Below are 13,166 nucleotides of genomic sequence, written 5' to 3' on the forward strand. Positions count from 1 at the left end.
GTACTCCAACGGCTCGGCGAGTAAAAGCCTGTCCACCCTGGCAGTACTACGTGCCCTGTGATCGATTCTCGCCCGCGTTTTCGCCGTCGCGGTCGGTTTCTTCGCCGCCGCTCTCGGTCCGCGACCGGACCAGCAGCGCCGCGGCGACCCCGCCGTAGCCCGCCGCGACCGCCAGCAGCCAGAGCGGTCGCGCCGTCAGGAACCACGGGACCGCGACCCCGTATCCCAGTCCCAGGAGCGCGCCCGAGGCGGTCCGGACCGCGTTCGACCCGCGCCGCGGCGAGAACGTCGTCACCGCCCAGTCGGCCAGCGCCGGCGCCGGGCCGCAGGCGACCAGCCACGGCCACGCGGCCGGCGCGGTGTCGGTCAGGACGAGCGCGACGCCCGCGGGGATCCCGGGGTAGACGCCGCTACAGCGGGCACAGAGGTGGACCGTCCGACCGCCGAGAGCGAGGCGGTGACAGCGATAGTACTCGTCGGGTTCGTGGTGACTGAGGAGATACCGCCGGGTCCGGGCGAGCCCGGCGTGGAGTTCGCGGCCGATGCGGCCGACGCGGCCGGCGCGGGCGCCCGGCGGACGAGTCGTTCCGTCCGGATTCGCGGGCTCACTCGTCCACGTACTGGCGGCGAAACTCGTCGTCGTTCTTGGTGAGGTAGATGACGCCCTCGACGATCCCGATGATGCCGGGGATCCCGGTCCAGAAGAAACAGAGGTACACGATTCCGAGCTTGGTGTTCCCGAGGTAGAACTTGTGGGCGCCGAAGCTCCCGAGCAGGATGGCGAGCAGCGCCGCGACGATCCGCTCGTCGTTGCCGGACTCCATCCCGGGCTGGCGGACGCCACATTCCGGACAGATCTCGGCTTTCTCGTTGATGACCGCACCGCACTCGGCGCAGTACTTCTCGTCCGGACCCTTCTGTCCGCTCGCGCTCGAACTGGCGGTGGGTCCGCCGGTATCGCGGTCGGCCGTCCCGCCGGCGTCCTCGTCGACGCTATCGCCAACCCAGTTATCGTCGCTCCCGTCGTCGGCGTCGCCGGACTCGGTATCGCCGGGATCGGCGTCGTCCCGGTCGTCGCGCTCGTCGTTCGACATACCCCTGATGACGAGCGTCCGGCGTGTAAACCGCCGGCTTGCGAATTCCTGCCGGCGAGCGGCTGTCACCCGCCGTCCTCGAAGTCGCCGAGCAGCGCGTCGTTGACCGCGGCGCTCTCCTCGACGAAACAGCAATGGCCGCCCTCGACGGCGGTGAACTCCCCGCGGGGCAGCCCCTCGGCCAGGTCTCGACCGGCCTCGGTCGGGACGACTGCATCGTCCACGCCGTGGTACACCCGCGCGGGCGTCGTGATCTCGTACAGCGAGTCCGAGCGGTCGAAGGCGGCCATCGCGGCGGCCTGAGCGTCGAAGCCCGCGCGGTCGGCGTCCTCCTCGCGGCGCCAGCCGACGATCTCGTCGACCACGTCGGCGTGGGCGTCGATGTCGGCCCCGAAGGCGTTGCGCAGCGACGCCCGGAGCGCTTCGGGGTCGTCGCGGGGCGCGAACAGCGAGTCGAGCGCGTCGGCGTCGACGCGGTCGCCGGCGGCGGCCGTCCCGAACAGCGTCAGCGAGGCGGCGCGGTCGTAGCGGTGTGCGTACTCCAGCGCGACCATCCCGCCGAGGCCGGCGCCGACGACGTGGGCGTCGGCGACGCCGTGGTCCGACAGGACCGCTTCCAGGTCGCCCGCGAGCGTCCGGACCTCGTAGGGGCCGTCGGGCGCGTCCGAGCGGCCGGTCCCCCGCAGGTCCCAGGTGACCGTCTCGAAGCCCTCGGCCAGGGCGGCGTGTTGCCAGCCCCACACCCACGCGCCGTAGCCCGCCGGCTCGACGAACACCACCGTGTCTGCGGCGCGGTCGGCGTCCTCGGGCGGCCGCGGGTCGCCCCTGGCCTCGTAGTACAGGTCGACGCCACCGTTCGTGACGACTGTCATGGGTCGACGTTGGCGGGCTCGTCGTAAGGGCGGCCCGGTTCGCGGGCCTCGGCGTACAGCTCCCGCGCCGCCGCGACGGTCGTGACGACGCCGCCGAGCACCAGCAGGTACCAGCCGAGCGCCGGGACGTAGAGAGCACCGGTGCCGAAGCGCCACGGCGCGAATGCCGCGAGCGCCCATCCCGCGGCGACGATACCGGTCAGAAACGCCAGCGCGTGACCCGGCGGGCGGCGCGGACGGGCGGCGTGGATCGCCCCGACGACGGCGAGCCACGCGAGGACGGGGTAGTCGTTCGGGGCGAAGCCGGGCCGGTCGTACCAGAACCGCGGCCCCATCGGGATCCCGGTATCGCTGGGGAGGTTCGGGTTCAGGTGGAACAGTCGGAGCGAGAGCGCGACGGCGATCGCCGCCAGCCCGAACGCGAGAACGGGGTTCGCTCGCTCGGAGGTACTCACACGAGCGGATGTTCGCCACGTGTCATCAACTTTCTGCGAACTCGGGTCGTCCGGGCTCTGAGCGACGGCGCCGACCGTCGAAGGGCGCGCTGAGTGGGGGCGCCGGAGCGACCGTGACCCGTTCGAATTTATGCCCCGGCCGATCCTACGGCCGGCCGATGGAGTACCGGACGCGACTGGCGGCGAACCTCGCTTCGGAGTCGGAAGCGTACGGCTACACGCTGACGATCTGGGGTAGCGGCGCGCTGCTGATCCACAGCTACAGCGTCCCCGGGGTCGCCCGAATCCTCTCGTTCGTGGCGGGCGCGCTCGCGGGGTTCGGGCTGCTCGCCGCGCTCGCGTTCGAGGGATTCTCCGCGGAGATGCACGTCGAGGAATCGCCCTCGTCGCTGGTGGTCTCGGCGATCCACATCCTCTCGACCGGCGGGGCGCTGGCGGCCGTCAGTCTCGTCCTCGACGCGACACCGGACGGGGTGGCGCTGGTCACCTTCTTTCTCGTCGGGGCGCTCGCGACCGTGACCTACAATCTGCTGTTGCTGCTGGAAGCCGTGGCCGTGCGCGCGATCACCTGACGGAGTCGCGAAAACGAGCACAATCGGTCCTACAGCGCGGCGTCGTCCGGCACTCGGTGGCGGTCGCCGTCGCCGGGCGCGGCGCCGAACAGCTCCGGCGCCACGTCGAAGGCGGCCTCCGAGGCCGCCGTCGTGTCGGTCGGCCCGGTATCGTCGGCCGCTCGGTCCGCGGCGGCGTCGCGGTCGGTCGCTGGGTCGACCATTAGTCGTCCGCCGAGAGCGGCTGGCCCTCGGCGTCGGTCGGCGCCGGACTCTCGCCGTCGGCGAAGGGGTACCACGACTGTTTCCCGTCGGCGAGACAGGGGTCCTCGTACCCCTCGACCTCTTCGGGCTCGGCGAGTTCGACGATGGTCTCGTGACCGGTGGCGTCGACCCACTCGCGGAAGGTCTGGCCCTCCTCGCGCAGCGCGGCGTAGGCCTCGACGAGGTTTGCGATCATCCCCGGCACCTCGTCGGCGGGGACGCGCTGGCGCACCCACTCGATGAACGTCGGCTCCTCGCCGATGCCGCCGCCGACGCCCACGTCCAGCGCCTCGACCATCTCGCCGTTCTTGCGAGCGCGCATGCCCTGCAGGCCGATGTCGGCGGTCATCGCCTGGCCGCAGTCGGCCGTGCAGCCGGAGTAGTGCATCTTGATGCGGTCCACGTCGTCGGGCAGTTCGACCTCCTTGGCGAGGTACCGCAGCATCCGAGCCATCCGGGCCTTCGTCTCCGTCAGCGCCAGCGAGCAGAACTCCGTCCCGGTGCAGGCCATCGCGCCCTGCTCGAAGGGGTTGGGCTCGGGCCGGTAGGTGTCGAGCAGGTCCTCGTTGAGGAGGTTCGCGAGCTGCCCGTCCGGCACGTCCATGATCAGCGGGTTCTGGCGCCGGCTCAGCCGGACCTCGCCGGAGCCGTACGCGGAGGCGAGGTCGGCGAGGTCGATGGCGTCCTCGGCGGGCATCCGTCCGACCGGGACGGAGAGACCGACGTAGTTGCTGCCGTCTTTCTGGTCGTAGACGCCGACGTGGTCGTGGGCGCCCCGCTCGCTGGACTTGCCGGCGTTGTAGGTGTACTCGCCGCGGAGGTCCGTGCCCGCGCGTTCGAGCTCGAAGTCGAGCCGCTCGTCCAGTTCCTCGCGGATGGCGTCGGTGCCGTGCTCGTCGACGAAGAAACGGGCGCGGTTCTTCGAGCGGTTCTCGCGGTTGCCCGCCTCGTGGTAGTACTCGACGAACGCCCGCACGGTCTCCTTGGCCTGGTCGCGCGTGACGAACAGATCCAGCGGGCGGGCCTCGCGCGGTTCGCGGCCGCCGAGGCCGCCGCCGACGCGGACGTTGAAGCCCTTGACTTCCTCCCTTCCGTCAGACTCCGTCTGCCGACTCTCCGAGTCGAGCTCGGAGACCTCGATGAACTTGTGCGCCGGTTCGAGGCCGATGTCGTTGATCGAGTCCTGGGCGCAGCCCTGGCGACAGCCCGTCACCGAGATGTTGAACTTCCGGGGCATGTTGGCCAGCTCGTCGTCGCCGCGAATGTCGGCCTGGATCTCGTCGAGCAGTTCCCGGGACTCGACGTACTCCTCGGCCTTGCCGGCGACCGGGCAGCCGGAGATGTTGCGCATCGTGTCCCCGCCCGCTGAGCGCGAGGAGACGCCGACCGCTTCGAGCTTCTCCCAGATCTCGGGGACGTCCTCCAGCTTGAGCCAGTGGAGCTGGATCGACTGGCGGGTCGTGAAGTCGATCCACCCGTTGCCGAACTCGGGGTTCTCGACGGGGCCCTCGGCGTAGTCGCGAGCGACCTCGCCGATGGCCTTCAGCTGCTCGGGTTCGAGCACGCCGCCGCAGTTGGTCAGCCGCATCATGAAATACGACTCCTGGCCCCCGCGGTGGTGGAATACCCCCCAGAACTTGAACCGGGAGAACCACTCGTCGCGTTCGTCCTCGGGGATGGCGTCCCACCCCTTCTCGGCGAACTCCTCGATCTTCTCGCGTACTTCGTCCCCGTACATCTCGTCCTTCCAGGCTTCCTTCTTGTGTGGCATGGATTGTCTCTGTTTAGGTTTGTCCGCAATTTCGGCAAATACTCGAACGTTCGTCTTCTTGTTTACGTCTCAGCTAGCCGACTGCGACGCATATAAGAATAATCGTTTAACACTTCGATATACTGTCTCGATATTCGAACGAACGCTCGAAATACAATGATCTTAAACGCATTTGGGTGGGATCGGGCGGCAGTTCCGGTCGTGGGGTCAGGTGCCGAGTCGGTCCGTGGCCGGCGCGAGGTCCGCGTGCGAGCCGGCGGTCAGGGGGTGGGCGTCCACGTCGGGCGCTTCGGCGTCGACGACGACGGGGTCGAGCCGCGAGAGCACGTCGTAGAGCCGGCCGGAGCCGGCCGCGAGCGTGTGATCGCAGGCGACGCGGGCCGCGTCGGCGTCGTAGACGGCGTGGAGCGGGTGGAGCCGGCCGTCGCTGCGGGGCACCGCGGCGGTGTCGGCGCAGGCGTCGAAGCAGTCGTCGAGCAGCGACGTGTCGACGGTCGGCACGTCGCCGGCGACGACGGCGACCGCGTCGCCCGTCGTGACCCGGACGCCGGTCCGGACGGCTGCGACCGGGCCTTCGTCGGCGATCGGGTCGACCGCGAGCCGGTGGGGGAGGTCACCGAGCGCCTCGGACGCGGCGGCGCGGTCGTCGGCCGAACAGGTCACCACGACCTCGTCGACCGCGGACGCGACCGCGTCGGCGACCCGACGCAGCGGCGTCGCTTCGGCGTGGGGGTCGAACGCGTTCCCGACGCCGGCCAGCAACAGTGCCGACCGCATCTCAGTCGTCCCCCGGGGCGGCCGACTCCGAACCACCGCTCGCGCCGACGAAGCCGCTCTCGGTCGCGATCTCGGCGACGTGGGGCTGGAACACCCACGCCGCCAGCAGGACGATCGGGATCATCGAGACGGCGACGATGGAGTAGCCGATGTGCAGGTTCGCCAGGAACGGCGCGGAGTAGACGAGCGGGTAGACGATCCCGCCGACCGTCCCGACGCCGCCGACGACGCCCGCGACCGCGCCGGAGCTGTTGGGGAACATCGCCGGCACCTGCGCGAAGATGGAGCCCTCCGCGAAGGCGCAGGCCGTTCCGACCAGGAAGCCGGCGGCGACGGCGCCGAGCACGACGCCCGAGAGGCCCGCCAGCGTCATCCCGAACATCGTCAGAATGACGAAACACAGCGTCACGAACGTCCACTGCTCGCGGTAGCGTCCAGTGAAGACTGGGAGGATGTTCCGCTCGTTGCGGGCGAGCACGTCGCTGACGTAGCCGCCGATGGGTCGCAGCAGGCCCGCCGCGACAGAGAACGTCGCCGCGAACGTCGACGCGAGCACGAGGTTGTCCGTCGAGAACCCCTCCCGGTAGTAGGTCGCGAGCCAACCGTTCATCGACAGCTCGAGCCCGAAGGTCATCACGTAGGCGAGCGCGAGGACGACCGTCCCGTAGCGGGTGGCGGTGTAGAACCAGCCCTTGAAGCTCGCGTTGTCGGCGGTGGCCTGCCGTTTCTCGTCGCTCTTTGCGGCCTCGCCGAGCGCGTAGTAGACGACCGCCAGCAGGATGGAGACACAGCCCGTGTAAAAGAAGGCAGCGCGCCAGTTCGTCTCGAACAGCGGACCGCTCCAGTTCGAGCCGAACACGCGCGGGAGGATGAGCGCGCCGCCGGCCGCACCGGCGTTGCCGATGCCGGCGTAGATGCCTTCGGCGGTCCCGAGGTTCTCCTCCTCGAACCACTCGGAGACGTGCTGGATCCCGATGACGAAGGTGATCCCCGCCGTCGCGACGATGAGCCGCTCGACGAAGAAGACGGCGTAGCTCTGTGCGAACGCGCTCGCTATCGAGAACACGCCGACGTACGTGAGCACGATGGCGAAGACGGCGGGCGCCCCGAACTTGTCGGAGAGCCAGCCCGTCAGGATGCGGCCGAACGGCGCCAGCCAGATGGCCGCGCTCGCCAGGATCCCGATCTCCGCCAGCGAGAGCCCGAACTCCTCGGCCATCGGCTCCGTGAACGGGGCGAACGAGAACCAGATCAGGAACGAGAAGTTGAACCCGACCGTGGCGAGCACCAGCGTCCGCCACTTGGTCATCCTGATCAGTCCCATGCCGGCACCTCCCCCTCACCGGCGGCCGCACCGACGACCGCTGAACCGTAATTAACGACCATTTCCGTTTGTTCGTCCAGTATTTTATCGAATCCCATATTGAACGTCCACCTTTACACGGATATAATTTGGATACTCGTAACATATAATCCTAGTCGTTTAGAAGTTCAACACAGTAGCTCGGCATCTGGACGAACGGGAGATATTAGGAGGAATAACGAAGATATAAGGATGTAATACGTCGAATCCGCACTCGGAAAACCGGACGGGCGTCGAGTTTCGGACAGGGGTCGCCGAATCATCAATCTTCTATCACTGCGCGAGTGTGCGCGCCGGACGCGGCCGGACGTCGCGGGTCAGATCGCGCCCGTTCCGGCCGCTGGGTGTGATGAGCGGCGGTAGCGAGGGTGGCGAGAGATCCGGACGGAGCGGTCAGTCGTCGGCGCGCGCGGTCGACGTGGCCGCGGCGGTCGCCCGGTCGGCGGGTGCGACGAGTCGGACGGCGCACTGTTTGAAGTTCGGTTCCTTCGACTGTGGGTCAAGCGCGTCGACGGTGAGGCGGTTGGTCGCCGGGTGGTGGATCGGGAGCCAGACCAGCCTCTCCGGCACGGCTGGGTCCGGGTCGACCGTCGCGGGGACGGCGTCACGGCGTGTCTCGACGACGACCGCGCCCTCGTCGACGGCGTCGCTAGCGGCGACGGTCTCGGGGTTGATTCGCGCGACCACCGGATCGAGGTCGTCCACGTCCCGCGAGCGGACGCCCGTGTTGTACTGCTCGGACTCGCGGGCGGTCGTCAGCGTCAGCGGGTAGTCGTCGTCGACCGGTTCGGGTAGCCCTTCCTGACGGGCCGTCGAGAACCCCGCCTTCCCGCTGGGCGTCGGGAACGACCACGATTCCTCGCCCGTGTCCGGTTCTGGCGCGACCCCGTTGTCGCCCTCGCTCGGGACGTAGCCGCGGTTGCCGTCGTCGCCGTCGTAGTAGCGATAGCCGGCGTCCGTCTGGGCGTCCGGCGCGGGCCAGCGCAGCGCCTTGCGGTCCTCGAGGCGGTCGTAGGTGATACCTGACATGTCTGCGATACTGCCGGCGGTCATCCCGGCGAACTCGTCGAACAGCCGCTCCGGGTCGGGATTCGGGTCGTCGAACAGCTCGGGGAACAGCCGCGCGCCGATCGTCGAGACGATCCGCAGGTCGGTCCAGACGCCGCTGGGCGGTTCCGTCGCCGCTCGCACGCGCGAGACGGTCCGCTCCATGTTCATCGCCGTCCCCTCGGATTCGCCCCAGGTCGCCGCTGGCAGGACCACGTCGGCGAGGTCGGTCGTCTCGGTCCGGAAGGCGTCCTGGGCGACGAGGAACGTATCCTCGAGCGCCGCCTTGGCCGCGCTCGCGTCGGGCATCCCCGCGACCGGGTTGGTCGCGACGGTGTAGGCGACCCCGACCTCGTCGTCGAACGCGTCGAACGTGCCGACGGGCCCGGGGCCCGCGTCGTCCGGGAGCCGGTCGACGGGCACGCCCCACTCCTCGGCGACGAACGCGCGCTCGTCGGGGTCCTGGAACGGTCGCTGGCCCGGCCAGCTCCCCTTGCACGAGCACACCCGGGTCCCCATCGAGTTGGCCTGGCCCGTCAGCGAGAACGGGCCGCTCCCCGGCCGGAGGTTGCCCGTCGCGAGGCAGAGGTCGATCAGCGCCCGGGAGACGTCGGTCCCCTGGACGTGCTGGTTGACGCCCATCCCCCAGTAACACAGCGCGTCCCGCGCGAAGGCGTCCGCGAGGCGGTCCACGTCGGCCATCTGGACGCCGGCCCGCTCGGCGGCGGTCTCGCTGTCGGGCAGCGTCTCCCGGAGGTCGTCGAACCCCTCGGTCGCCTCGGCGACGAACTCTGCGTCGACGCGGTCGGTCTCGACGACTCGGGCGAGCACCGCCCGCGCCAACGCCAGGTCCTGTCCGGGCTCGGGCGCGACGTGGGCGTCGGCGTGGCCAGCCGTCTCGGTCTCGACGGGGTCGACGGCGATCAGTTCCACCCCGTCCTCGCTGGCCGCCTGGCGGATCCACCGGAACATGACGGGATGGGCCGCCGCCGGGTTGGCTCCCCAGACGACGTGAGCCTCGGCCTCGGGGATGTCGTCGTAGCTGCAGGGCGGCGCGTCGCTCCCGAACGCCTGGTAGTAGGCGGTGACGGCGCTGGCCATGCACAGCGTCGTGTTGGCGTCGTAGTACCGGGTCCCGAAGCCACCGCGGGCCAGCTTACCCAGCGCGTAGGCCGCCTCGTTGGTCTGCTGGCCGCTGCCCAACACCGCTACTTCGCCGTCGGGGTAGTCTTCGATCCCCTGGAAGGCGCTCAGCGCCTCCGACAGCGCCACGTCCCACGTCGTCGAGACCAGCTCGCCGTCCCGGCGCACCATCGGTCGCGTCAGCCACTCCCCGCCGGGGTCGGCCGTCTCGCGCACGCCGCGCTGGCAGGCCAGCCCCTGGTTGACCGGATGGGCCGCGTCGCCGCGCACCACGTCGATCCCGTTCCCGATGTCGGCCCCCCGCTGGAGGTGCCCACAGCCGACCGCACACCGCATGCAGGTCGTCGGCACCCAGTCACTCATGGCCCGATCACCACCGGTCGGCCCCGACTACCGGTTCGTCCCGATCTTCCGCTGCAATGTAGACGATCTCGGACCATTCTGTCGTTCACTAGTCTATACGTCCTACACTAAACACTATCCCTTAGAGAATTAAAGTATATTTCGAAGAAATCGGAACGAACGGTCAGTTCGGTAGCGACTACCCTGGCAGGTAGTCCCTCATCGACGAGGACTCGGGTTCGGGCAGGTCGAGGTCGGCACCGGTAAGCGTCTCCACCGTGGAGGCGACGGCGACGGCGAACGCGGTCGGTTCGACGGCGGCCGGTGCGTCCGAGAGCGACTCCGTCTCGCCCACCGGAACGACCGCGTCGGCCGCTTCGACGGTCGGGTCGCCGTCGACACGGTTCGCGACCACGGTGTCGACCGCGGCGTCCACGTCGGCCAGTCGGTCGCACAGCCGCGGGACGGCGTCGCTCCCGCGCTCGGCGTCGGGGACGACGAGCGCCACGGCGTCGGCGGCGGTCACGGCCGCGACCGACTGGTTGGCCCCCACGGGCGGCACGTCCACGAAGACGGCGTCGTAGCGCTCGGTCGCCGCCGACAGCCGCTCGGCGAGCCTGCGAGCGCACTCGCTGGTCTTCGCGCGCGCCAGGCGCTCGAAGGGCGTCCGCGCCGGCGCCACGGTCACCGACCCCGGGACGTCGAGCCCGAGTCGCGTCTCTGCCGCCGCCAGCGGCCGGTCGTCGGTCAGCACGCGCGTCACGTCCGGCTCGATCCGCTCGGGCACGAACGCTGCCAGCCCCTGGGTCGAAAACGCCGCGTCGACGACCGCCACGTCGCGGCCGGCCCGCGCCAGCGTCGCCGCGAACTCGACGGACAGCCGCGTCGCGCCTGCGCCGCCGACGCCCCCGACCACCGCGTAGATCTCACCGCCCCGCGTTCCGTTCATGTGGTCGGTTTGTCAGCTACTCTGTGAAAAACCTACGCCTCGCGGTCCGGTCGGAACGGGGGCGGTTCGGTCGCTACTCGGCGCTCCCGGAGATCGACGCGGCGATGTCGTCGAGTTCGTCGTCGTCGAGATCCGGCCGCTCGCCGAAGACCGAGTGGATCGGCCGTCCGCCGTCGTCCTCGAACCGTGGGACGACGTGGCCGTGGGTGTGGGGCACTTCCTGGCCTGCGACCTCGCCGTTGTTGAACGCGACGGTCGACCCGTCGGCGTCGACGGCCGACTCGATCGGGTCGACGAGTCGCTGCATCGCGGCGAACACGTCCGCCGCGAGGTCGTTCGGCATGTCCTGGACGTGTTCGTGGTGCGCTTTCGGGATGACCAGCGTGTGCCCCGACGCCAGCGGGTTCGCGTCGAGAAAGGCCAGCACGTCGTCGTCCTCGTAGACGGTTCGACTCGGGATCTCCCCGGCCACGATCGAGCAGAAGATGCAGTCGTCGCTCATGCCCGGGTGGTCGACGCGAGTCCCAATCAAGGCGTCGGTGGGTGGCCCATCGCGCTCGTCGTCGGGGGTGCAGTCGCCGGTGCGGGCTCGTACGTCACGCGAGAGACGACCTGCAGGACACGTACGTCGTCCGCGTCCCGTTCGGGACTGCGGGACGCGTCCGACTGAGCGAGTTCGCACGGCGGCGACGCGGCCGGGAACGCGACGCTTAACCGGCCGAGGCAAGTACGAGGGGCCAATGAGTCGCTCAGGCGAGTTCTGCCCCCGTTGCGGGACGGAGATAGAGGCGGACCTCGACGCCCGGCCGGCGGCGCCGGGCGGGGCGGGGTCGCGCGACGGCGACAGCGTGCTCTGTGACGACTGTTACTTCGAGGAGTTCGATCTGGTCGACGCGCCCGACCGCATCGACGTGCGCGTCTGCTCGCAGTGTGGCGCGGTCCACCGGGGCAACCGCTGGGTCGACGTGGGCGCCGAGGACTACACCGACATCGCCGTCGAGGAGGTCTCGGAGGCGCTTGGGGTCCACCTCGACGCCACCGACGTGAGCTGGGAGGTCGCGCCCGAACAGGTCGACGAGAACAACATCAGGATGCACTGCCAGTTCTCCGGCGTGGTCCGGGGGACGCTCGTCTCCGAGGAGGTGGTCGTCCCGGTGAAGATCGCCCGCCAGACCTGCGACCGCTGTGGCCGGATCGCCGGTGGCTCCTACGCGGCGATCGTGCAGGTCCGCGCCGACGAACGCACGCCGACCGCCGAGGAGGAGGAGACCGCACAGGAGGTCGCCGAAGCCTACATCGCCGAGCGGGAGGCCACCGGCGACCGCAACGCGTTCATCACGGAGGTCACGGAGGTCGACGAGGGGCTGAACATGAAGATCTCCACCAACCAGATGGGTCAGGGGATCGCCAAACGGATCACCGACCGCCTGGGCGGGGGCTTCGAGGACTACGAGACGCTCGTGACGGAAGACGGCGACGGCAACGAGGTCTATCGCGTGACCTTCGCCGTCCGCCTGCCCCGCTACCGGGCGGGGGAGGTCATCGACCCCGAGGACGGCGACGGGCCGATCCTCGTCCGCAGTGTCCGGGGCAACCTCAAGGGCACCCGGCTGGCCACCGGCGAGGACTACGAGGCCAGCTTCGAGGACGGCGACGCGCCCGACGCGCGCCGCCTGGGCACTCGCGAGGACGCTACGGAGACGACCGTCGTCGCCGTCGAGGACGAAAACGCCGTGCAGGTGCTCGACCCCGAGACCTACGCCGCCGAGACGATCCCCCGTCCGGAGTATTTCGATACCGACGCCGACGAGGTGCCCGTCGTCAAGAGCCGCGCGGGCCTCCACGTCCTCCCCGAGGACGCCGTCGACGCCGGCGAGGACTGACGAGAGCCGTCGATCGCCGGAACGGCGGCGGCTTCTGACCGGGCGGCGACAACTTTTTTCGTGGTTCGACCGGTTGACCGACACATGCGCGAAGCCCTCCGTTCGATTCGGACCGTGACTCGCCGGTTCGTCGCGCTCCTGCCGGTGCTGATCGCCGTCTCGACGCTGCCGACCGTCTTGCTGGTGTTGTTCAACGGCGGTGTCGTCACCGCTCTGGAAGTCGCGATCGCGGGCTGGCTGCTGGCGACGCCGGTGACGGCGCTGCTCGTGTGGGTCGTTCTGAACCTCTCGCCGGTGGACCTGCCGGGGTCGCTCGGCGAGCGCACCGTCGACCTCCCGTCGGTGCTCGACGGCCGGGAGGCGAGCGGTAATCGACCCGACGGCGACGACCCCGTCGAGACGCTCCGCGAGCGGTTCGCCCGCGGTGAGATCGACCAGACCGAGTTCGAGCGCCGCCTCGACGCGCTGCTGGCGGCCGAAGACGGTGCGGGTGAACGGGCGAGCGAGGGCCCGTCGGATTCGGCCGTGCGACCACCGGCGGCCCGCCAGGGGTCGCACGCGCAGTCACGGACGGACGACCGCCCGCAGGCGCCCGGTCGCGACCGCGAGCCGGAGTCGACCTGAACGGCGCTCGGACTCGAAACCGTTTCGGCCG

General features: G+C 69.9%; 14 protein-coding genes. 3 read left to right on the forward strand and 11 right to left on the reverse strand.

Translation table 11 applies throughout. From position 1 onward, the window contains the following. Positions 1 to 46 precede the first annotated feature (46 nt). From I7X12_RS20595 to I7X12_RS11390, 4 genes are all read right to left on the reverse strand, one after another. Positions 47 to 544, reverse strand: coding sequence for a DUF2085 domain-containing protein (locus I7X12_RS20595; protein WP_232343151.1), 498 nt, complete (start codon positions 542 to 544; stop codon positions 47 to 49). 61 nt (positions 545 to 605) lie between these two features. Then, positions 606 to 1,094 (reverse strand): TM2 domain-containing protein, encoded by a 489-nt coding sequence (locus tag I7X12_RS11380; protein WP_198060202.1) that lies wholly within the window; start codon positions 1,092 to 1,094, stop codon positions 606 to 608. A gap of 65 nt (positions 1,095 to 1,159) precedes the next feature. Beyond that, positions 1,160 to 1,966 (reverse strand): alpha/beta fold hydrolase, encoded by an 807-nt coding sequence (locus I7X12_RS11385; protein ID WP_232342805.1) that lies wholly within the window; start codon positions 1,964 to 1,966, stop codon positions 1,160 to 1,162. After that, positions 1,963 to 2,421 carry a hypothetical protein gene (locus I7X12_RS11390; RefSeq protein WP_198060203.1) on the reverse strand — a complete coding sequence of 153 codons (459 nt, stop codon included), beginning with the start codon at positions 2,419 to 2,421 and terminating at the stop codon, positions 1,963 to 1,965. Before I7X12_RS11390 ends, I7X12_RS11385 begins: the two co-directional genes overlap by 4 nt. Before the next feature lie 158 nt (positions 2,422 to 2,579). Between I7X12_RS11390 and I7X12_RS11395 the strand changes: the two genes are divergently transcribed. Then, the gene (locus I7X12_RS11395) at positions 2,580 to 2,993 is read left to right on the forward strand and encodes a hypothetical protein (protein WP_198060204.1); all 414 of its coding nucleotides are present in this window, start codon (positions 2,580 to 2,582) and stop codon (positions 2,991 to 2,993) included. A gap of 29 nt (positions 2,994 to 3,022) precedes the next feature. On the opposite strand, the gene I7X12_RS11400 is transcribed toward I7X12_RS11395, so the two are convergent. From I7X12_RS11400 to I7X12_RS11430, 7 genes are all read right to left on the reverse strand, one after another. Further along, positions 3,023 to 3,196 carry a hypothetical protein gene (locus I7X12_RS11400; RefSeq protein ID WP_198060205.1) on the reverse strand — a complete coding sequence of 58 codons (174 nt, stop codon included), beginning with the start codon at positions 3,194 to 3,196 and terminating at the stop codon, positions 3,023 to 3,025. Further along, positions 3,196 to 5,007: a nitrite/sulfite reductase gene (locus I7X12_RS11405; RefSeq protein WP_198060206.1), complete on the reverse strand. Its 1,812-nt coding sequence runs from the start codon at positions 5,005 to 5,007 to the stop codon at positions 3,196 to 3,198. Before I7X12_RS11405 ends, I7X12_RS11400 begins: the two co-directional genes overlap by 1 nt. 207 nt (positions 5,008 to 5,214) lie before the next feature. Beyond that, on the reverse strand, positions 5,215 to 5,784 hold the full coding sequence (gene mobA, locus I7X12_RS11410; protein WP_198060207.1) for a molybdenum cofactor guanylyltransferase: 570 nt from the start codon (positions 5,782 to 5,784) through the stop codon (positions 5,215 to 5,217). Position 5,785: 1 nt separating this feature from the next. Continuing rightward, entirely contained in the window at positions 5,786 to 7,108 is a 1,323-nt protein-coding gene (locus I7X12_RS11415) for an MFS transporter (protein WP_198060208.1), read from the reverse strand. A 432-nt stretch (positions 7,109 to 7,540) separates the two neighbouring features. Then, on the reverse strand, positions 7,541 to 9,700 hold the full coding sequence (gene nasA, locus I7X12_RS11420) for an assimilatory nitrate reductase NasA (protein WP_198060209.1): 2,160 nt from the start codon (positions 9,698 to 9,700) through the stop codon (positions 7,541 to 7,543). A gap of 178 nt (positions 9,701 to 9,878) precedes the next feature. Beyond that, positions 9,879 to 10,628 (reverse strand): AAA family ATPase, encoded by a 750-nt coding sequence (locus tag I7X12_RS11425; RefSeq protein ID WP_198060210.1) that lies wholly within the window; start codon positions 10,626 to 10,628, stop codon positions 9,879 to 9,881. 73 nt (positions 10,629 to 10,701) lie between these two features. Next, the gene (locus I7X12_RS11430) at positions 10,702 to 11,130 is read right to left on the reverse strand and encodes an HIT family protein (protein ID WP_198060211.1); all 429 of its coding nucleotides are present in this window, start codon (positions 11,128 to 11,130) and stop codon (positions 10,702 to 10,704) included. 238 nt (positions 11,131 to 11,368) lie between these two features. Here I7X12_RS11430 and I7X12_RS11435 point away from each other — a divergent pair, with 238 nt between their 5' ends. Together I7X12_RS11435 and I7X12_RS11440 are read left to right on the forward strand one after the other, a co-directional pair. Further along, positions 11,369 to 12,511, forward strand: a complete 1,143-nt coding sequence (locus tag I7X12_RS11435) for a 60S ribosomal export protein NMD3 (protein WP_198060212.1) — start codon at positions 11,369 to 11,371, stop codon at positions 12,509 to 12,511. 84 nt (positions 12,512 to 12,595) lie between these two features. Continuing rightward, complete coding sequence (locus I7X12_RS11440) at positions 12,596 to 13,135, forward strand: SHOCT domain-containing protein (protein WP_198060213.1); 540 nt, start codon at positions 12,596 to 12,598, stop codon at positions 13,133 to 13,135. Positions 13,136 to 13,166: the final 31 nt, after the last annotated feature.

Source organism: Halosimplex litoreum (assembly GCF_016065055.1).
Taxonomy (GTDB): domain Archaea; phylum Halobacteriota; class Halobacteria; order Halobacteriales; family Haloarculaceae; genus Halosimplex; species Halosimplex litoreum.